Here is a 20,286-nt window from a genome sequence, read left to right as displayed (position 1 = left end):
TTTAACAGGGATGAATAGGGCTGTCAAGCAGCAGGTGCATTAACAAAATAGCGGCTTATGAAAGAGAATTATAAAGTTGTACTTTATTAGCTTCAGGAGGCGCCAAAGGTTGTACTCTGGCTTTTCTTAATAAGATATTAACACATCATAACCGAATCGTTTTTAATTGTGTGTGATATGTCAGGCGCTTCACCTACAGCTTATCCTACTTACCTCTTCTTAGCAGCAGAAGCGCTTGTTGCTGTACTTGTAACTAATCCAATTCAATACCTTCTTTGTGATTAAACATTTACAAATGCTAGGAGCTGTTGTAGTGGCAGGCTTTACCATGCTTGGCGCAAACGAAGCGATGGGGCAAAGTAATCCTACGCCGCAAAACCTCCCTTACGAGCAGACCTTTGAAGCTATGGGCGAAGACGGAACAACTTTGCCAGATGGAATAGCAGGGTGGCTGGTAAGCTACAACAATTCAAAAACAAATGCTGAGAGCTCTGTACCGAGTGCAGATGCGCCAGTTAAAAGCACGTCAAGAACGGAGACAAGTGGTGGCAGTATCTATCATCACTGCCTGTCGGGCAACAGCCAGATTTACGAGTAAATGCCAAAGAAAGCCCTCGCACTAGGGGCTTTAGCCAAGGGATGAATTTGGTTTTCTTTTTGAACCACTCGATGTGGTGCGACATTCCTTCACTTTTGTTGGGTTCGATCTTACCCTATGTTCTACCGCCTGCACTTGCCGGCTGTTACCTTTGCTGCAGCAAACATGCCCTGCACCGGGATGCGTCAGCAGCTAGTAATATAAGAAACAAGGCGGTCGGGCAGACCGTTTCAGCTTGGGAGATATACGGTCGCAGTAGCCAGGTAGCCCAGGAATCCAACCTGCTTTAGCGGTGGGAATGTCAAATAAGGTATAACCAAGAGAAGGTATTGGGGGGAAACCAAGTATAAATTTTATACTTGATATGAACATCGTAGACAGACCAGACATAGCGAATAATACCCACGCTGGCGTGCTGATTGCAGCAGGGCTAACCAGCTACTTCCTGAACGAAAGCAGACCTAAAACTGCGCTTATACCTCCTGTAGCCGGAGCTTCTTTGCTGCTGCTAAGTTCCGGCATTAAGTCCGGCGACAGAACTGTGGCACATGCAGCGGTAGGAGTAACTTCCTTGCTCAGCATAATGACAGGTGTGCTTTTCTCTAAGGCTATTGCTCCATCTGAAGCCACAAAACAAAAATTTAAGCCCGAAGTACGGCAGCGCAGGGCCAGCGTATTCGGGCTTATGACTTTAACAGGTTTAGCGGCAGTGGGTGTGTATGTAGCCGGTTTTATACAGAAGCGAAAAAAGGCTGAAAGTATAGCTTAGAAGCCAGCAACAACATCGTCGCCACGTGGATCAGCGCCTCCTTCCAGCTTGCCGTTTGGCAATACCAGAATGGCATCTACACGGCCATATTGGCCACGCTGTTTTAGAGTATAGCCTTTGCGCTGCAGCTCGGCACGCACCTGTGCAGGTATGGCATCGGCAGTATGCTGTATCTCATCAGGCAGCCACTGGTGGTGAAAGCGTGGTGCAGCTACAGCCTGCTGCATTGTCATGTCGTGCTCCAGCACGTTCAGGATTGTTTGGAAAACAGAAGTGATAATAGTGGAGCCGCCTGGTGTACCGACTACCATAAACAGCTTTCCGTCTTTTTCTAGTATGGTGGGCGTCATGGCACTGAGCATGCGTTTGTTGGGTTGTATGGCGTTGGCTTTGCCACCCACTAGTCCATACATGTTAGGCACACCAGGCTTGGCGCTGAAGTCATCCATCTCGTTGTTAAGCAGGAAACCAGCTCCTTCTACCACCACGTAGGAGCCGTAGCTGCCATTTATGGTGGTGGTAATGGAAACAGCATTACCGGCGGGGTCCACGATGCTGAAGTGCGTCGTTTCTTCGCTCTCAAACACAGGCAATGCTCCAGCCTTAACTTCAGATGATGGAGTGGCCTGCGCCAACGTCATCGTGCTCATGCGGCTTTTCAGGTAATCCTCGTCCAGCAGTTGCTCCACGGGTACGTGCACAAAATCAGGGTCGCCCAGGTAGGTGGCACGGTCTGCATATACACGGCGCTCCGCTTCTGTCATGATCTGTATAGTTTTGGTGCTTTGCCAGCCGTGCTTGCGCAGGTCATAAGGCTCTACCATTTCCAAAAGTTGTACAAGGGCTACACCGCCACTGGATGGAGGCCCCATCGAAATCACTTTGTAGCCTTTGTAGTTGCCGATGATAGGTTCGCGCCAAGCCGAGGTATAGTTAGCCAAATCCTCGTGTGTTATAATGCCGTTGCCGCGTTGCATCTCCTTTACCACTAAATCTGCTGTTTCGCCGGCATAAAAGCCATCACGGCCTTTATCGCGGATGCGCTCCAGCGTGCGGGCCAGATCGGGGTGGCGCAGGGTATCACCTGCTTTCCATTCCTGCTCGTGCACCAGGTAGGGTAGGTGCTTGTTGTTCTTTATGAAGTTCTCTTTGTTGTTGTTAAGGCCATTTGCCTCCTTCTCTGTTAGCACCACGCCGTTACGGGCAAGGTCTACAGATGGCTGTACCAGGTCCGCCCAAGGCAGGGAGCCAAACTTCTCATGTATTTTCACCATACCGTCAACGGCGCCTGGTACACCCACTGCCAAGTGGCCGTCGGTGCTCAAACCTGCCACCACATTGCCAAGACTATCCTGGTACATGGTTTCAATGGCCGACCCGGGAGCAGTTTCTCGGAAGTCTAAGGTTGCGACCTCTCCCGAAGAACTGCGTGCAACCATAAAACCGCCGCCGCCAATGTTACCAGCTGCCGGAAAAGCAACAGCTAAGGCAAATTGTGTAGCGATGGCTGCATCGTAAGCGTTGCCGCCCTTTCGCATAATTTCCATGCCTATGCGTGAGGCATCGGGGTGTGCAGAAACTACCATTGCTTTCTCCGCAGTATAGCCTCTGGCAGCGCCTGTGGCCTCTTCTGTTGTTTTGGTGGCACAGCCACTTAAAAGTGTGGGTAAAAGCGCTAAAAGCAGTAGCCATACTTTTAGAGTGGCAGTTTTAGGTGAAGATGAGTGCATGTTCAAGGTTTGATTCTGATTTGAATGCTTAATATATAAAAAACGCCAGCTATATACCTATAGCTGGCGTTTCCTTTTGCTTGTATGTTCTGGGCTTACTTCAGGTCTTCCTGGATGATGGCAACTGCCTCTTCCACATACACGTCCTGCTGCAATCCTTTGATGAACTCCTTGTTACGGGCGAGCTTAGCTGTGTCACCACCAAGAGCCTGTAAGTCCTGCTGAAGGCGCTTAACATTAAGCACTGGTACCTCTTTCTGAGCTTCCTCCAGGCGCTTAGCTTCTGCTTCTGCCTTGCGCTCTTCTGCCAAATACTCTTCCAACTGCAGTGAGCGGGTTGTATTGTCGGACTGCTTCTTCAGGCGCTCCGCACTTTGCTTGATCAGCCCAAAGCTATTGTTCTGTGCTACACGCTGCTGGCTGTGTGTTTTTATCTGTGCCAGGTTAAGTTTACCGTTGTTCCAAGGCTTATACTTGGCTGGGGCAATCTCATCGAACGGAAGCGGGTAATCCTGCTCTTTCTCGCCAAACTCTAAGTAGGCATAAGCATCTGGTAACACAACATCCGGCGTTACACCACGCAACTGAGTAGTACCACCGTTAATGCGGTAGAACTTCTGCGTTGTCAGTTTCAGGGCGCCAAACGGCTTGTATGGGTTAAACTGCGCAGGTAGGGCCTCATCTAACTCGAAGAACTGCTGCACGGTACCTTTACCAAAAGTAGAGCTACCCACAATTACAGCACGCTTATAGTCCTGCATCGCAGCTGCCAAAATCTCTGAAGCCGAAGCGCTGTTAGAGTTTACCAAAATCACCAGTGGGCCACCGTACTGCACCTGAGTGTCACGGTCATCAAGTACCACGGCTTTGCCAGAGGCTGTTTTTACCTGTACAATTGGGCCTTGCTCGATAAACAGACCAGCCATCTCCACAGCGTCAGCTAAGGAGCCACCACCATTGTTACGCAGGTCTAGGATCAGGCCTTTCATGCCGACAGTCTTCAGTTTCTCGATTTCCTGCTTCACATCGGCACCACTGAATCGACCGTTCTTATTCTCAAAGTCAGCATAGAAGCCTGGCAGCTTGATATAACCGATCTTGTCTTTGTCTTCTATCAGAGCGGATTGTGCATAAGTTTCCTCAAATACAATCACATCGCGGATGATCGGGATAACCTTTGTAGAGCCGTCTGGCTTTTTCACTGTAAGGCGTACCTCAGTGCCTTTCTTACCACGGATATACTGGATAGCGTCGTCCAGGCGCATGCCTTCAACCAGAATAGGCTCTTCAGCAGCTTGGCCAACTTTCTGGATAATGTCGCCAGGCTTAAGTTCGCCCTGCAGGTAAGACGGGCTACCTGGTACAATCTCCATTACACGGATCTGTCCGTCTTTTTCCTGAAGCGAGGCTCCAATACCTTCCAAACGACCTGTAAAGTTGATGTCGAAATCAGCCTTGGCTTTTGGAGGGAAATAGCCTGTATGAGGGTCATATACGTTTGTAACAGCATTGATATAGGTAGCGCGGCGATCATCGCGGTTTACCTTGGCTAAGCGGTTGTACAGGTCATCGTACGTTTTCTGTACCTTCTCACGAGCCTCTTTCTCTAGATCCTCGAAAGACTTTTGCTCTGCCTTAGGATCTTTCTCCAGTTTCTTCTTCTGCTCTTCCTGCATATCTACCAGGCGAACAAGCGTCTGGTATTTCAGCTGCTTGCGCCACGCTTCTTTCAGCTCAGCTGTGTTTTTAGCGTAGGCCAGCTTCTCGCCATCCAGCTCAATCTGCTCTTTCTTTGTAAAGTCGAACGGCTTGGCCAGAATCTCCTTGTAAAATGCTTCAGAATCTTTAATGCGCTGCTCAATCAGGTCGGCAGACATGTCGAAAAACTGGAACGAGCCTTGGCGCAGCTCATCATCTATAGCTGTTTCATACTTGCGCAGCTTCTCAACATCAGAGGTAAGCAAGAACTTCTTGTTGTAGTCGAGCCGCTCCAGGTATAGGTTGAATACTTTTTTAGAAAAACTGTCGTCAACTTTTTCTGGCTGGTAATGACCGGTGCTCAAACCTTGCATCAAAGCTTTGATCAGGATTTCATTCTTCCCCTCCGGCGTAGAGCCGTTTTTGTAGAGTATGAATGAGCCAGTAACCAAGACTACAGCCAATACCGACAGTATGATTTTAAAGCGAGTTGTCAATGATATCATCTATTTAAATAAGTTGAACTATAGGTTAGATTGCAAAAGTGATGCCGCTTATGGGCCAGAGCGAAATTTTAAAATGTAATGTAGGAGAAAAAATCCTCTTATCATAGTAGTCTATGATAGGCTCCTACAGCACAAGCTCATAAAGTATACATACGTGACGGAGCGGCTAATATTATAACTCACTTCCTACTTTTTTCGTTTCCGATGCTATACTCCTAACCTTAAAGCTATGAATAACAACGAAAGAGTAGTAGATGTTTTGCAGGAGTTAAATCAGTTTGTAAACGACCGTATACAAGGCTACGAGCATGCAGCCAAGCTTACGAGAAAATGCCAAAGAAAGCCCTTGGGTCTTTAGCCAAGGGATGAATTTGGTTTTCTTTTTGAACCACTCGATGTGGTGCATCCCTTCACTTTTGCTGGGTTCGATCTTACCCTATGTTCTACCGCCTGCACTTGCCGGCTGTTACCTTTGCTGCAGCAAACATGCCCTGCACCGGGCAAGGCGCCAAAAGCAGCCGTGAACCAGATCAAGACATACCGCTTCCGGCTCAAACCCACCAGGGCGCAAGCTCAGGCTCCTCGCACAGTGGCTCGGTTCGTGCCGGTATGTCTACAACCTGTGTCTGGACTATAAGAAGCAGTTGTACACAAACCACCGGCTTTCCATCGGCAAGAACCAGATGCAGCAAGAGCTCTCTGCTATCGCCAGGGACGTGGAATGGATCGGGTGCGTACACTCACAAACTTTACAGGAGGTGACAGATAGATTGTTCAGGTCCTACGATGGCTTCTTCAAGCAGGGCAAGGGATTCCCCAGGTTCGCCAGGCGAGGCCAGTATCGCTCCTTCACCTACAAGCAGGGGGTGAAGCTGCACGAGAATACCTGTACAGTCCAGCTACCGAAAATCGGCAAGGTCAAGTACCGCAAGTCACAGGATGTGCAGGGGGTTATCAGGACAGGCAGCGTTGTCAAGGAAGCAGATGGGTGGTATGTGACGCTGTGTTGTGAGGTGGATATTGAGCGACTACCACAGATAAGCAAAGTGGTAGGCTTGGATGTTGGTATCAGGTCCTTTGTTGTCACGTCTGATGGTGTTGTTGTAGACAATCCTAAACACCTATACCGCTATCAGCACCAGTTAAGGAGAGCGCAACGTGCTGTATCGAGGAAGAAGAAAGGTGGCAGCAACAGGCGAAAGGCTGCCGCAAAGCTGGCCAGGCTGCACCAGAAAGTCAGGAACACCCGCAAGGACTTCCACCATAAACTCAGCACGCAACTCACTCGCGAGAGCCAAGCGATTGTTGTTGAGAACCTGCAAGTGCAGCATATGCTCAAGAACCGTAAACTTGCCAAAAGCATCAACGATGCTGGGTGGTATCAGTTCGTGCAGATGCTGGAATACAAGTCCTGAGTGGTATGGTCGGGAGTTTCACAGAGTAGCCCCCAACCATACCTCTCAGGACTGCTGGGTTTGTGGTTGGCGCAACACCGACCTGCAGCTATCAGACAGGTATTGGACCCAGAGCCAACGGACACGTCCTGGACAGGGATGTGAACGCAGCTAGTAATATAAGAAATAAGGCGGTCGGGCAGACCGTTTCAGCTTGGGAGATATACAAGGACAATGGTTCGGTAGCCCAAGAATCCTACTGCCTTTAGGCGTGGGAGTGTCAAAAAAGATCCTGCACACCAGTCGTACTACAAAGACCTGGTAAACCAAAGCCGCGAATTCTCAAACGAGATAAATAGAACCATTAGTAGCGTAGGGGCAGCACCCAAAGCAGCACTACTGCAAAAGGCAAGATTTTCCGCGGCTGGATGGATGTGAAAACAACTGTGACAGGCAGTGACGAGGAGGATCTGATCAAGTCTAACCTGTATGGAGAAGAATGGGCGCAGAAAGCTTATAACGATGCGCTGGAACATAAAAGTGAACTGCCGGAAAACGTGATGCAAATGGTAGAGAAGCAGAAGCAAGCTTCGCTTACTACCTGCGAGCGCTTACGCCAAATGGAAAAGGCGGCTGACTAAGAAACAAATTGTTCAAAATCAGGAGGGTTGCCAGTAAAAGGCAGCCTTTTTATTTTCCAAAGTATGGCACAGAGCTTGCCCTGTGGTTGAGCGTGTAAAATCGAAAAGAGGTTAATGAAGAATATACTAATATTTGGCGACAGCCTGACAGCTGGTTATGGCTTGCCTGCTCCGCAAGCGTACCCCAGCCTGATACAGGAACGGCTGCGTGAGGAGGGGTATACTGACTATAAAGTGTTGAATGGCGGTTTGAGCGGTGATACTACAGCAGGTGGCACACACCGTATAGACAGATGGTTGAACGAACCAATAGACATCTTTATACTTGCTTTGGGTGCCAATGATGGGCTCCGCGGCATACCTGCTCGTGAAACAAGCCAAAACCTGCAGGAGATTATCAATAAAGTAAAGCACAAGTATCCGGAGGTTAAAATTATACTTTCAGGTATGGAAATACCGGATATTGTGCCTGGCCGCTACGCTGCTGAATTCAGGAAATTGTTCCGGGAGCTGGCGCTGCAAAATAACATACACTTTATTCCTTTTCTATTGGAGGGAGTGGTTGGTAACCGTCACCTAAACCTGCCAGACGGTGTGCACCCAAATGCTGAGGGGCAGAAGCTGCTCTTTCAGCATACCTGGAGTAAACTGAAAGAGGTACTTGAGAGAAGCTAAAACGCAACAGGGCGAGAGGTTACTCTCGCCCTGTTGCGTTACATTATGTGGAAGATCAAAGTTAAATAGCCTCAGAAATACCGCTTTCTTCGTTTTTCAGTTCAACCTCAAATCCTCTTGCTTGCTCATATTGTGCACGAAGCTCTTTTAGCGTATTGCGGGCCCAAAGTGTAAAAGCCGTAGCGCTAGCCTCATCCACATCCTTTAGGTTGCCTTCAAGCTTATCAATGGCTGCTTTCTGCGCTTCCGTTACATTTTCCCAGTACTCTGTGTCGAACTTCCCTGCCTCAGCTTCCTGCAGTTCTTTCAGGTGGTCTGTTTGCTCACTTTCCATCTGTTGTGGTAGGGAAACATTGTACTGCTGTGCCAGTTTCTGCAGTTCTTCTTGCTTTGTGGTGTACCAGTCTACCAGGCTCTGACCATAAGACTCTACTTGGTTTGTAACTCCTTTGTCAGCAGCCAGTTTTCCAAGCTCAATCTGGAGCATGTTGTTACGAGCTGCAAAAGCCAGAAGCTCCTTGTTTTCATCAGTAATTGTGGAGTCTGTACCAGCTATAGTAGCTGTCTGAGAGTCCGTAGCATCAGTGGTCTCGTTGCCGGATCCGGAGCCGCAGGAGGAAAACAGTAGAGCCCCTGCCATACACCAGATGGCTATCATCGTGTTCTTCATAGTCTATTGTTATAGTAGGATACTAATTGTTATACCCTAATGCATACGAAACTATGACAAATTGTTTTCTGCACGGCTGTTATCCTGCAGTGCAAGTATGTTATGGAGCGTTGGAATGGACAATGGTTTTTTGATAAATCCGACCACTACCTCGTACTTCTGCACTCGGTTAACATGCTCCTGCTCCTCAGAAGAGGTAAACATGGAGATAAACGTCTTATGACGTTTGTTATAACCCAAAGAGTAGTAGCGGTCCAGAAAATCAAATCCATCCATAGAGGGCATACTGATATCTAGCAGGATCAGGTCCGGAAAAGCTGTGTCTTCCGTAGTTTCAGTGGCACGTAGAAAGTCAAGTGCCTCCGGTACACTATGGCATATAGAAACCAGGCTGCTAACATCAGCATCCTCAAGAATGATCTGGGAAAACAGAGTATTTATTTGATCATCATCAATAATCAGGATGTGTTTCAGTTTATACATGGTTGCTTTTATGCTGTAGCTTTTATCTGCGCACGGATTCCTAAATTAAATGCCATGCCAGCAATGAGTGCGAATTGCACAGATTTATAGAAAATTAACTAGGTGTACTATTGTTAGTGTTACAACGATGGAATAACGTGCAATCGTATAAATAACAGATAGTGCAACCTGTTTATTGTCCTATTCATGTTCAATAATAGCTATTTTTTGTTGAAAGACCAACGTGTAATTAGCGCTGCAACCTTAGGGCGTATTTCTAGGATTTCGATGTAGCGTGGGGAAGGGAAACAAAAATCCCCTGACACTGTGCTTAAAGACGCAGTACCAGGGGAAATACTATTTACAGTTCAGTGTTTAACTACTGCTGCTAGTAGTAGATATGCTCACCTCTGTTTTGCTGGAAGTGAGATTCGAAGTAACGAGCATCCTCAGGATTATGTGGCTTAAAGCCCAGTACAATATTACCTTCCTTCACGCCTGACTCATATACTTTGGCGCGCTCCTCAGGAATACCGGCACCAACCAGCGCACCTATAAGGCCACCTGTTAGGCCACCGGCACCGGCACCTGCTAAACCAGCTGCCAATGGGCCAGCTACTATTAGGCCAAGACCTGGAATGGCTACAGAAGTACCAATGGCAGCCACAGCGCCAACTATAGCACCCAATGTACCACCAATAGCTGAGCCAGCACCTGTTCCCTCAAGTGATTTGTTGCCCAACTCTGTTGTGTGATCTTTGTCGTCATCCCCAAAATGGCGCTTTCTCGCATCGTCAGACATGACTACGTTTATATCATCTTTATCATATCCGCGGGCGCGAAGTTCATCGTAGGCACGCTCTGCACTCGCTCTGTCTCTAAACATTGCGGTCATCATTCCAGCATTATCAGTTCTGTTTACCATAGCTTTTTTAGTTTTGGTTTGTGTATGTATCTCTTGTAAGCTGGTAAGCTTAATTAAAAATTTACCAACTCATTTTTTAACGAAAAGCCCAACCTATAGTTACGAGAATTAGCTTGTAGCAAGGATTTAGGCACTTTTATGTGTTTTTCAGCAGTTTACTTTGAAGGTGGGGCCAGTACCCTATCAATAATATGTACTATCCCGTTAGAAGCCTGTATGTCTGACTTGAGGACAGTAGCATTGCCCACTTTCAAGGTTCCGCCCTTGCGTGTGGCAATTACCTCCTCACCATAGGCTGTCATCATAGGCATGTTGTTTTTCATTTCATCGGTTGTGATGCGGTTCGGAAGCACATGTGCTTGTATGATTCGCTGTAATTCCAGCTCACTACCAGCCTGCATAAGGGCATCTACGGTTCCGTCTGGCAAAGCATCAAAAGCCTTGTTGGTAGGAGCAAGCACAGTATAAGGGGCTGGGCTCTCTAGTATAGTAACCATGTCGGCGGCTTTGATAAGCTGCAGAAATATGGAAAGCTCCGGTGTTTGCTGCGCCAGCGCTACTATACTTGGTCTGCGGCCAAGTGGGTTATCTGCCGAAACCACACTATTAGAAGTACCCTCTTTTGTCATGTCTGTGTCCGGATCCATTGGCGCCTGTGACTCTGCTGCTCCACCAATTGTAGATGTTTTTGCAGCATTACCACCAGAACTCACTGTACTATCCATGCTCGCACTGGTATCAGAATTAGCGCAGCCGCCTAGCACAGATGCAGAGATCAGTGCGGCTGCCAATATATTTATAGTTTTCATAGCCTTATTGTTTGGTTCTATTGATTCTACCTGATTCTGTTGCAAAATGTTGAAGATCATCTTAGCTACACCCAAGTACTCTATGTAAAGCGCAGTGTTTTGCCTCAATCGGCAAACAGTAGTTTAAGGGGCATCTATTGGGGATATAAGGTTATCTACTATATGGATTATTCCGTTCGAGGCCTCAATGTCTGGTTTTACTATGGTGGCTCCACCTATGGATGCACGAGATCCATTTCCACTAACTTCAACAGTTACATACTCGCCGCCGCCGGTTTCTATGCGTTGGCTACTGTCAAACTCGTTAAAGTATACCTTGTTAGGCAGCACATGGGCTTGCAGGAGCCGAATAGCCTGGGCCTTGTTCTCTGGTAACATTAGCATGTTCAGTGAGTCTGGGGGCCATGAGGCAAAGGCAGCGTTAACAGGAACAAAGACAGTTATAGATTCTCCCTGTGCTAAGTCATTTGTCAGCCCTGCCTGCTCCAGCATCATTGCAAAGGTCGATAAATTGGGATCTTTCTGCATGAGCGATATTAAATCATACTGTGCTGTGTTACCCACATCAGCGAACATCTGGCTGTAGTCGGTTGAGTCTGCTACTGTAGTATTATCATTTAGCCCATCCGGCCTTTCCATTGCTACGCTCTCATTCACGCTTTCCTCGGAGGTGGTACATCCAAATAAAGTTGTGGAGGCAAGTGCCGCCATAATCAAGGGTTTCGTTATTTTCATATGTAGGGGTACTTTCTGTAGGGTTAGGATATGCCTCATCACTTTAAGATGGTCTATAATAAAAACAAAGCCCTCTTAGGAGGGCTTTGTTTCAACTTATGTCAATCTAAGGGATTAGTATCCAGTTGCATCGTCTTCACGGGCATTTTCTGGAAGTATAACACCATCAATCACATGGATTGTACCATTAGAAGCTTCGATATTGGAGCGTACCAACTGGGCACCGCCAACAGTAATGTTTGTATTGTTCACACCTACCTCTACTGGAATATGAGAGTTTTCTGACATCTGAATTCGGGTATTGTTTTCAAGTTGCAGAGAAGAAACTTCCCCTGGAAGTACGTGTGCCTGTAGTACATGCATTAGCTTAGCTTTGTTTTCTGGCAACAATAGAGATTGCAGTTTCTCTTGATCTAGCTGGGCAAACGCTTGATTTGTAGGCACAAAAAGAGTGTACTCATCAAGTCGCTGCAGGTCATCCTCTAGCTCTGCCTGCTCCAGTAGCTTGGCAAAAGTAGATAGGTTTGGGTCCATCTTAATCAGCGCTAGAGCATCATGTTGCTTCGTGTCGCTGATGTTGCTGAACATGTCATCGTAGTCTATCGTGCCTTCGCCTGCGCTGATGATATCATTATAGGTGAGTATATTAGCACTCGCTTCCATACTTGCAGTGGTAGACATGCTGCTTTCAGAAGACATATCATCAGTACCAGCCATAGTCTGGGTTTCGCTCATGGTCACGTTATCGTCCATGGCAGTGGTATCATTCATACTATCGTTTGAGCTCGCGCATCCAAACATCATAGTTGCTGCTAGAGCCATAGGTATCATCATTCTCTTTTTCATAGCTTTCAGTTTTTAAATAGTTGCTCAATATTTGAGTAATACTTACAACTATATTATAACTGAAAACTGCTGAAAATGTTGAGTTTAGATGTTGCTTTATACCTGTATTAAGGAGTGGTCCGGATACTTAAACCTCAAGGTTACGGCCTTTCACTTATCAATTGTACACCTTCACTACAAAAACGTACTCCTGCAGCTTTTTGAGTTGCTGTGGCCTGCTTTGGGAAGAAAGTGCATTATTTTTTGGTAGATCTAGTGGCAGAACCTGACCTGTAACGGCTAGTTCATCGATCAGCTGCAGCAGGTAAGCAGACTTGATAGCAAAAGCAGCACCTTCCTGCCCAGCTTGCTTGCCACTAATCACACCTATCAGGTTGCCCTTATCGTCGAGAAGTGGGCCACCGCTGTTACCCGGGTTAAGCGGAATAGATATCTGGTACGCTGTGGTATCTCCTTCAAAACCGGAAGAGGAGCTAAGAGAGCCTTCCCCGAAAACAATATCCTCGCGCGGATAGCCGAGTGTAAAGACCCTTTCGCCAAGGTCAGATTCAGTTTTCTTGAAGGTATAAGGCAGCTTGCCGAAGCCATCAAAATTCTCTTCAGATACCTTTAATATAGATAGGTCGTGAATTTCGTCGCGATATACTTCGCTTACTTTATACTTGTAGCCAGACTTGTTTTCGATCATAATGGAGTCAGCGCCTTCCACTACGTGTGAGCTGGTAACTATATAACCGTCTGAAGAGATGGCAAAGCCGGTGCCGCTAAATGTAGCCGGGCGAGGAGCTGGCTTACTGGCATCGTTGATACCATTGATGATAGCAGTCTGGGCTTTTTTCAGGCGCTCCACCTCACGGCGAAGTTCTACATAGCGTGCTGTCTGCTGCCGTACCGGTGCTTTTAGCTGTTGCACACTCCAGAGGGTACCGAACACAGATAAAAGCGACACACTGGCGGCCACTGCAACTGTTTGCTTGTGTCGGTTCCAGAATATTTTCCAGCCGTTTGGAGTAGCTGCAACAGACTCTTGCTCTGCCTCCATTTCGCCGTGTATCAGGTTTAGCTTCTGGCGCAGGTCCTGCCGCTTTCCAAAGCTTTTCATGGTTTGCAGAAGTTGCTTATGCTCCTGCACTTGCTCTGCCAGGCGGGCATCGGTGCGAAGCAATGCCTCAAAACCAATCCTTTCTTCGGGGGCCATGCGGCCGTCCAGGTAGCGTTCTATCTCTTCGTATGCGCGGTACTCTAACATGCTAGTCTTCTTCTTGGCCTATGAGGCCATCAAATATGTAACCTGTTTATACCTCAGGTTTATAGGTGGCAAAAAATATCTTCTTCAGGCGCTGCAGGCACTTATACTTCTGGTTTTTGGCTGTATCGGTATTGGTGTAGCCAAACTTGTCCGTGATATCCTGCATGTTTTGCATCCGGATGTAGAAGTCTTCGATCAGGCTGCGGCAGGGCTCACCAAGCTGCTCCAGTGCTTCGCCCATTATGCCAAACTGCCTTTCCTGCTCTTCGTACTGTAGCGTGTCCTCATCAACGGGCACAAAGCTGTCGGTCTCGTCAAGCTTGGAAGCAAAGCGGCCTTTCTCTGCCAGGCGCTTTAGCCAAAGCCTTCTGCACACAGAGTACAGATAGGTCTTGATCTGACAGCTTAACTCCAGACTATTATCCCTTATCTTCTCATAGAACACAATAACGCCCTCCTGGTAAATGTCCTTTGCCTCGTCATCGGTTCCGCTGTTACTCAAGATAAAGTGAGAAATCATCGGGAAGTACAGTTTGTATAGGTGGGCGAGCGCCCTGTCGTCACTGCGCCGGATACCCTGTATTACCGCCTCATCCGTCTCATACAAACTCTTCTTCATTCCAGTCAAAATTTAATACGCGTGCGGGCGCTTTGTAACCCACAAAAAAAAATATTTTTAAAAATTTTCGGAAAGCAGGGTTACCTCTGCCTGATTTCGGTATGAAGGTCAAAATCGAAACCAAAACACTTAATCACAAACACAAAAATGAAAAATTTATTCACTTTCGCTATCGTAGCTCTTGCTCTTTCTTTCACAGCTTGCAACGAAGAAGCTGCTACTACTGAAACTGAAGCTACTGAGACTGAAGTTGTAGAAGAAACTCCAGTTGTTGAAGAAGCTCCAGCTGAAGATACTGCTGCTGCTGACGTAGCTGCTGACTCTGCTACTGTAGTTGAGTAATCAAAAAAAGAGGAATACAGCGAATAGCTTATAGTTCCGAAACACAGCAATGGGCCTCGTGCATACGCGCGAGGCCCATTGCTTTTATAAGTACTTGCCACCGCTTATTCGACTCGTAAGTGGTAAACAGCAAGGCCGGCTTTATATTGTAGCCGGCCTTGCTGCTGTTTTTGATGGCATATGTTACTTTAAACTTTATTGCTTCGCCTTCTTGCGGCGCTCAATTTCGCTCTGGATAAGGGTGAACTCGCGGCTGCTCTGGCCAGCAATGGCCGTGTTCTCATTAGCACGGCGCAACAGGTATGGCATTACCTCCACCACTGGGCCGTAAGGCACATACTTGGCTACATTATAACCTGCATGGGCAAGGTTATAGGAGAGGTTATCGCTCATGCCGTACAGCTGGGCAAAGTGCACGCGCGGGTCGTTAGGCTCCATCTCAAACTCCTCCATCAGCTCTACTAGCAAATAGCAGCTATCTTCGTTATGTGTGCCGTTGCAGAAAGCAATACGATCTAGGCGCTCCACACAGTAACGCAGGGCCTCATTAAACAGCTTGTCTGTAGCTTCTTTTGTTGGGTTGATTGGGCTTGGGTAGCCTTCGAGTTGAGCACGCTTGCGTTCCTTTTCCATATAGGCACCTCTCACCAGCTTGGCACCAAGGTAGTAGCCGCCCTTGATAGCATTCTCATAATCACGCTTGATTACGTCCAGACGATCGTGGCGGTAGAGTTGGTAGGTATTGTAGATGTTGGCTTTCTCTTTATTGTAAAGCTCCATCATCTCATAGGTCAGGTTGTCGATAGTATCCTGTATCCAGCTCTCTTCAGCATCTATAAACACGCGTACATCACGTTCATAGCAGCGTTTGCAGATGGTATTTACACGATCACGACCACGCTCAAAGGCTGCACGCTCGTCGGCAGTAAGCTCCTGCCTCTCCTGCACTTTCTCCAGCAGTTTGATGTCAATAAGACCAGTTATCTTAAAAACTGCGAAAGGAATATGTTTATTTCCATGTGCCTTTTCGATACACTTCAGCAGCTCATCGCGGGTAGCGTTAAAGCTTTTCTCATCGCCTTCGCCCTCTACCGAGTAGTCCAGAATTGTACCGATGTTATATGCTCCCAGCTCTTTTATAGCACGCTCCGATTCCTCAATGGTTTCGCCGCCGCAGAAGTGGTTGAAAATAGTAGGCTTTATAATAAACTTTACTGGAAGATGAAGGCTCAGGGCTGTGTTCAACAGAGTGCCTCCAACCTTCACGAAAGTATTGCTGTTCATGGCTTTAAACAGCGCATACATTTTGTATAATTCAGCGTCAGACTTTGATGAGAAGGCAACGGCTGTATCGTCGAAAGAGACTTTGGTAATCGGGTTCATGTAAGTAAAATTAGCGGTGCAAAGATAGTGCTTCGGGCACAGTACGCAACCATCTCATACGGGGGCCTCTGCTTATTTTATACTTTGCAGAAAGTATAAACTCCGTCAGCTACTTTGCTGTTCTGTTATGGTGGCTAACGGAGCAATCAGTTCAGGCAAAAATTATACCTCTTCTGTCCTTTTGTTGCTGCATAAGCTACCTTTGTAACAATAGATACAATTGATGAAGTTTAATAGCAGAGAATCTTTTTTCAAGGGCCTGCAGGCTGACCAGGGGCAACCGCTGGTAATAGCAGGTCCGTGCAGTGCCGAGAGTGAGGAGCAGGTTATGCAGACGGCAGAGGCACTAAAGCAGCAGCATGTTCACTTGTTTCGCGCCGGTATCTGGAAACCACGTACACGGCCCGGAAGCTTTGAAGGCGTAGGTACCAAAGGATTAGCCTGGTTAGCGCGTGTAAAGCAGGAGTTGGGGCTGAAAGTTTCGACGGAAGTTGCCACAGCCAAACACGTAGAGGAGGCCTTGAAGCATGGAATTGATGTGCTCTGGATTGGGGCCCGCACCACGGTTAACCCCTTTGCTGTGCAGGAGATAGCCGATGCGCTGCAGGGTGTGAATGTGCCGGTACTGGTGAAGAACCCTGTTAATCCCGACCTAGCCTTATGGATTGGAGCCCTTGAGCGTATCTACCGTGCGGGAGTAACGAATTTGGCGGCCATACACCGTGGTTTCTCATCATATCAGAAATCAAAGTACAGGAATGTGCCTTTATGGCAAATTCCCATAGAGCTGAAGGCGCAGTACCAGGATCTGCCGGTAATTGTAGACCCCAGCCACATAGGAGGCAGCCGTGATTTGCTCTTCCCGATATCGCAGAAAGCGCTGGACTTAGGATATGATGGCGTGATGATTGAAACGCACCCAAGACCTGACGAAGCCCTAAGCGATGCAACACAACAGGTAACCCCTGCAAGGTTAGCAGAAGTACTGGGGCAGCTGCAGGTGCGTAAAACCAATTACGACGATGCTGAGCTGGAGAACCGTAGCGAACAGTTGCGTCTTCAGATAGATGCTGCCGACCATGACATTATTGCGGCACTTGCCCGGCGTATGGCGCTGGTAGAGCAAATCGGCGAGTATAAAAAATTGAATAACGTGCAGGTGTTACAACTGGAGCGTTGGAAGGAGATTTTCCGTACCCGTGCCGACTGGGCAGAGGATGCTGGTGTGAATGCTGCCTTTGTTGAAGAGCTCTATAAACTGATCCATGTAGAGTCAATCCGCAAACAAACACAAATTTTAGATGGGGTTTAAGGCCTCAGTTGCTATATTGTTGGCTTGTTATAGCTGAAGGGCTGAATTCCTCACTTGGAGAATAGGACTGCAAATACCTGTACTTCCAACGCTTTAGCTCTTGAACTCTCTAATTACCAACAATGACGGAAACCATACATATAGGTCGGGATGCACTGCAGGAACTACCAGAGCTGTTGAAAAACAGGGCTTTTAGCAAAGTGGCAGTGCTGGTTGATGAGAATACCCTGCACCACTGCTACCCGCAGCTAAAGCCTTATCTGCCAGAGCATGACCTGATACAGATACAGAGCGGCGAAGAGCGCAAAACGCTGCAGACCTGTGAATACATCTGGCAACGCATGACTGACCTGCACCTGGACCGTTGGTCGGTACTGGTGAACCTGGGCGGAGGCGTTATTGGCGATATGGGTGGTTTCTGTGCAGCTTTGTTTAAACGAGGCTTATACTTTGTGCAGGTTCCTACCACACTGTTGGCGCAGGTAGATGCCAGTGTAGGCGGCAAAACCGGTATAGACTTCCAAGGCCTGAAGAACCACATTGGCGTGTACCAGGAGCCGCAGGCAGTATTTATCAACCCCGACTTTCTGAAAACACTGCCGCAACGCGAGGTTAAATCAGGCTATGCTGAGATTGTTAAACACTGGTTTATCTCTGATGCCGATGCTTTTATGGAGCAGCGCCACATCGGCCTGTTTACTGAAGATTGGGAAGGCCTGATTCGCCACTCTGTGGGTATAAAATCCAGAGTAGTGGAGGCAGATCCCTTAGAAGGAGGTTTGCGCAAGATCCTGAATTTTGGGCATACAGTTGGGCATGCCGTAGAAACTTATCTGCTTGATAAGCCAGAGAGGGCTTTGCTGCACGGCGAGGCTGTGGCTGTAGGAATGCTTTGTGAGGCATGGATCAGCAAAAAGCATGAACTGCTCTCAGAAGAAGAGCTCAGTCGGATAGAAACTTTCCTGGTGTCGGTTTATGAGAAGGTAAGCCTCTCGGAGCAGGACATTCAAAGTATAGCTCAGTTTGCCCTTCAGGATAAGAAGAATACCCGCTCTACTATCAACTGCACTTTATTGGAGCGTATCGGTAAAGCTGTTTACGACCAACCGATTACAGTGCAGGAAATTGTTGAATCATTACGCTACTATACCTTACTATGAGCAAGAGTCTCACCCTTAGCCACCCAACCGGCAAACTGACCGGAAGTATAAAATTACCTGCCTCTAAAAGCGAAGCCAACCGTGCCCTTATTATTGCGGCATTGTCTGGGCAGGAATCGCAGCTTCATAATTTATCCGAAGCCAACGATACACAGCTGCTGCAGCGCCTTTTAAAAAGCGATGCCGAAACGATTGACGCGGAGGATGCCGGTACCGTTATGCGCTTTTTAACAGCGTACTACGCTATAACAGGCCAGCAAAAGACGCTAACAGGTACCGATCGTATGTGCCAACGCCCTATAAAAGTGTTGGTGGAGGCACTACGCGAGTTAGGCGCCAGTATCGAGTATGTGAGGGAGGAAGGTTACCCACCTCTAAAGATCAGCGGCTTTAAGGGCAGCGGACAAAAGCACCTGAAAGTGCGCAGCGACATCAGCAGCCAGTATATTTCTGCCTTGCTGATGATTGCGCCACTATTGCCAGAAGGGCTTGAGCTGGAGCTGGAGGGAAAGATCGGGTCCAGACCATATATTGAGATGACGCTCTCATTAATGAAGCACTTTGGTGTAACAGCGGACTTTACTGGCAATACCATCACTGTAAAGCCACAGAAGTATAAAGCTGCTGAATTTACGGTAGAGTCGGATTGGTCGGCGGCAAGTTACTGGTATAGTATGGTGGCCTTGGCCAATGAGGCTGATATTATGCTGTTGGGCCTGAAAGAAGCTTCGTTCCAGGGTGACCGTGCTGTTGCAGATATCATGTACCGCCTGGGTGTGTACACAGAGTTCAAGGCCGATGGTGTAAGGCTACTGAAAAAAGAGCATGAGCGCCATATTTCTCTTGACTTCTCCGACTGCCCTGACCTGGCGCAAACTGTGGTAGCACTATGTGCCGGCATAGGTGTAACAGTAGACATGACTGGGCTGGAAAGCCTACGTATTAAGGAGACAGACCGTATTCAGGCGCTACAGATTGAGGTGTTGAGTATGAACTCCTCCTTGCAGGAAGTAACGCCAGAGGTGTTCCGCCTGGAGCCGGGAATACTTCATAAGAAAGAGCTATCGTTCCGCACGTACCAGGACCACCGTATGGCCATGGCTTTCGCGCCACTTGCACTGCTGGAGCCGGTGGAGATTCAGGAGCCAAGCGTAGTGCGCAAGTCTTACCCAAGGTATTGGGAGGACCTGGAAAAAGTAGGGTTTGAAATAAAGTATAAAGAGTAAGAAAACATGAGTAACCGGAAGCTATATGGTGACGCTAAGCTCATAAAAGAGCTTCTGGGCAAGATGCAACTGGTAGAGGAGGCAGAAGGTGGATGGGCAACTGTCTACAAAGATGCTTCCTCTGGCAGGTTCTGGATGAAGTACCACACTACTGCTGGCGAGCAAAGCGGCGGGGGGTATGAACTGCTGATCCGGCTTCCACTTCCAACCACACAAAAGTTGGTTGCAGTTGCAATAGAATCTCCTTTTGAGGATGAAGCTGTAGCCGCCGTTATGCGTTTGCTCGAAGAAGAGGCGCTGGAAAAGAAAGATTTCCGGCATGTGCTTGTAAACCGGCTGGAGGAAATGAACTTGGAAAGCTTACCGACAGAGCAAAAGCAGCGGATACGAAAGGTCTTTACCTTAACCTCTCTTCTGGACCCAACAAACAAACGGGAAGTAAAAGGCAAAACAATAGAGCAGCTAAAAGAGGATGCTGCCTATTTTGAGAATGTCTCGAAGAGGGCGCTGATTTTGTCAGATAAGTTGTAACCAGCT

General features: G+C 47.7%; 21 protein-coding genes and 1 pseudogene. 11 read left to right on the top strand and 11 right to left on the bottom strand.

What is annotated here, in order from left to right:
* Positions 1–295: 295 nt before the first annotated feature.
* Positions 296–598, top strand: a complete 303-nt coding sequence (locus PKOR_RS02125) for a hypothetical protein (protein WP_046308864.1) — start codon at positions 296–298, stop codon at positions 596–598.
* Between the two features lie 364 nt (positions 599–962).
* On the top strand, positions 963–1,367 hold the full coding sequence (locus tag PKOR_RS02120) for a hypothetical protein (protein WP_235337144.1): 405 nt from the start codon (positions 963–965) through the stop codon (positions 1,365–1,367).
* Here the strand turns inward: PKOR_RS02120 and ggt are convergent.
* The gene (gene ggt, locus PKOR_RS02115; protein ID WP_200897414.1) at positions 1,364–3,097 is read right to left on the bottom strand and encodes a gamma-glutamyltransferase; all 1,734 of its coding nucleotides are present in this window, start codon (positions 3,095–3,097) and stop codon (positions 1,364–1,366) included. The genes PKOR_RS02120 and ggt overlap by 4 nt on opposite strands.
* Positions 3,098–3,192: 95 nt before the next feature.
* Positions 3,193–5,301, bottom strand: a complete 2,109-nt coding sequence (locus PKOR_RS02110; RefSeq protein ID WP_052738681.1) for a carboxy terminal-processing peptidase — start codon at positions 5,299–5,301, stop codon at positions 3,193–3,195.
* Between the two features lie 229 nt (positions 5,302–5,530).
* Here PKOR_RS02110 and PKOR_RS25820 point away from each other — a divergent pair, with 229 nt between their 5' ends.
* The 4 genes and pseudogenes from PKOR_RS25820 to PKOR_RS02095 all read left to right on the top strand — a co-directional run bounded on the left by PKOR_RS25820 (position 5,531) and on the right by PKOR_RS02095 (position 8,011).
* Positions 5,531–5,659, top strand: coding sequence for a hypothetical protein (locus PKOR_RS25820; protein WP_262501848.1), 129 nt, complete (start codon positions 5,531–5,533; stop codon positions 5,657–5,659).
* Between the two features lie 262 nt (positions 5,660–5,921).
* Positions 5,922–6,716 carry an RNA-guided endonuclease InsQ/TnpB family protein gene (locus PKOR_RS02105; RefSeq protein WP_338047522.1) on the top strand — a complete coding sequence of 265 codons (795 nt, stop codon included), beginning with the start codon at positions 5,922–5,924 and terminating at the stop codon, positions 6,714–6,716.
* A gap of 368 nt (positions 6,717–7,084) precedes the next feature.
* A pseudogene (locus tag PKOR_RS02100) lies at positions 7,085–7,336 on the top strand (ferritin family protein); the annotation flags it as partial.
* A 114-nt stretch (positions 7,337–7,450) separates the two neighbouring features.
* Positions 7,451–8,011 carry an arylesterase gene (locus PKOR_RS02095; RefSeq protein WP_046308862.1) on the top strand — a complete coding sequence of 187 codons (561 nt, stop codon included), beginning with the start codon at positions 7,451–7,453 and terminating at the stop codon, positions 8,009–8,011.
* Between the two features lie 61 nt (positions 8,012–8,072).
* On the opposite strand, the gene PKOR_RS02090 is transcribed toward PKOR_RS02095, so the two are convergent.
* From PKOR_RS02090 to PKOR_RS02055, 8 genes are all read right to left on the bottom strand, one after another.
* Positions 8,073–8,681 carry a DUF4142 domain-containing protein gene (locus PKOR_RS02090; protein WP_046308860.1) on the bottom strand — a complete coding sequence of 203 codons (609 nt, stop codon included), beginning with the start codon at positions 8,679–8,681 and terminating at the stop codon, positions 8,073–8,075.
* A 51-nt stretch (positions 8,682–8,732) separates the two neighbouring features.
* On the bottom strand, positions 8,733–9,164 hold the full coding sequence (locus PKOR_RS02085; RefSeq protein ID WP_052738679.1) for a response regulator: 432 nt from the start codon (positions 9,162–9,164) through the stop codon (positions 8,733–8,735).
* A 367-nt stretch (positions 9,165–9,531) separates the two neighbouring features.
* Positions 9,532–10,068 (bottom strand): hypothetical protein, encoded by a 537-nt coding sequence (locus tag PKOR_RS02080; RefSeq protein WP_046308856.1) that lies wholly within the window; start codon positions 10,066–10,068, stop codon positions 9,532–9,534.
* A 155-nt stretch (positions 10,069–10,223) separates the two neighbouring features.
* Positions 10,224–10,877: a fasciclin domain-containing protein gene (locus PKOR_RS23305; RefSeq protein WP_158453731.1), complete on the bottom strand. Its 654-nt coding sequence runs from the start codon at positions 10,875–10,877 to the stop codon at positions 10,224–10,226.
* 123 nt (positions 10,878–11,000) lie between these two features.
* Complete coding sequence (locus tag PKOR_RS23300) at positions 11,001–11,612, bottom strand: fasciclin domain-containing protein (RefSeq protein ID WP_158453730.1); 612 nt, start codon at positions 11,610–11,612, stop codon at positions 11,001–11,003.
* A gap of 114 nt (positions 11,613–11,726) precedes the next feature.
* Positions 11,727–12,458 (bottom strand): fasciclin domain-containing protein, encoded by a 732-nt coding sequence (locus PKOR_RS02065; RefSeq protein ID WP_084694693.1) that lies wholly within the window; start codon positions 12,456–12,458, stop codon positions 11,727–11,729.
* 157 nt (positions 12,459–12,615) lie between these two features.
* Positions 12,616–13,707 carry a S1C family serine protease gene (locus tag PKOR_RS02060; RefSeq protein WP_046308855.1) on the bottom strand — a complete coding sequence of 364 codons (1,092 nt, stop codon included), beginning with the start codon at positions 13,705–13,707 and terminating at the stop codon, positions 12,616–12,618.
* Positions 13,708–13,753: 46 nt separating this feature from the next.
* A complete protein-coding gene (locus tag PKOR_RS02055) occupies positions 13,754–14,326 on the bottom strand; it encodes an RNA polymerase sigma factor (protein ID WP_046308854.1) in 573 nt (190 codons plus the stop codon).
* A gap of 147 nt (positions 14,327–14,473) precedes the next feature.
* Here PKOR_RS02055 and PKOR_RS02050 point away from each other — a divergent pair, with 147 nt between their 5' ends.
* Positions 14,474–14,668 (top strand): hypothetical protein, encoded by a 195-nt coding sequence (locus PKOR_RS02050; RefSeq protein ID WP_046308853.1) that lies wholly within the window; start codon positions 14,474–14,476, stop codon positions 14,666–14,668.
* Positions 14,669–14,863: 195 nt separating this feature from the next.
* Here PKOR_RS02050 and PKOR_RS02045 read toward each other — a convergent pair whose 3' ends face one another.
* On the bottom strand, positions 14,864–16,051 hold the full coding sequence (locus tag PKOR_RS02045; RefSeq protein ID WP_046308852.1) for a proline dehydrogenase family protein: 1,188 nt from the start codon (positions 16,049–16,051) through the stop codon (positions 14,864–14,866).
* A gap of 223 nt (positions 16,052–16,274) precedes the next feature.
* Here PKOR_RS02045 and PKOR_RS02040 point away from each other — a divergent pair, with 223 nt between their 5' ends.
* The 4 genes from PKOR_RS02040 to PKOR_RS02025 all read left to right on the top strand — a co-directional run bounded on the left by PKOR_RS02040 (position 16,275) and on the right by PKOR_RS02025 (position 20,280).
* Positions 16,275–17,363 (top strand): bifunctional 3-deoxy-7-phosphoheptulonate synthase/chorismate mutase type II, encoded by a 1,089-nt coding sequence (locus tag PKOR_RS02040; RefSeq protein WP_046308851.1) that lies wholly within the window; start codon positions 16,275–16,277, stop codon positions 17,361–17,363.
* A 122-nt stretch (positions 17,364–17,485) separates the two neighbouring features.
* Positions 17,486–18,523, top strand: a complete 1,038-nt coding sequence (gene aroB / locus PKOR_RS02035; RefSeq protein ID WP_046308850.1) for a 3-dehydroquinate synthase — start codon at positions 17,486–17,488, stop codon at positions 18,521–18,523.
* Positions 18,520–19,749 (top strand): 3-phosphoshikimate 1-carboxyvinyltransferase, encoded by a 1,230-nt coding sequence (locus PKOR_RS02030; RefSeq protein ID WP_046308848.1) that lies wholly within the window; start codon positions 18,520–18,522, stop codon positions 19,747–19,749. Before aroB ends, PKOR_RS02030 begins: the two co-directional genes overlap by 4 nt.
* Before the next feature lie 6 nt (positions 19,750–19,755).
* On the top strand, positions 19,756–20,280 hold the full coding sequence (locus PKOR_RS02025) for an Imm27 family immunity protein (RefSeq protein ID WP_046308846.1): 525 nt from the start codon (positions 19,756–19,758) through the stop codon (positions 20,278–20,280).
* The last annotated feature ends 6 nt before the right edge of the window (positions 20,281–20,286 follow it).

Source organism: Pontibacter korlensis (genome assembly GCF_000973725.1).
In the GTDB taxonomy this organism is placed as follows: domain Bacteria; phylum Bacteroidota; class Bacteroidia; order Cytophagales; family Hymenobacteraceae; genus Pontibacter; species Pontibacter korlensis.
Note: the sequence above shows the minus strand (reverse complement) of the source record. Positions and strands in the feature narration are given on the sequence as shown.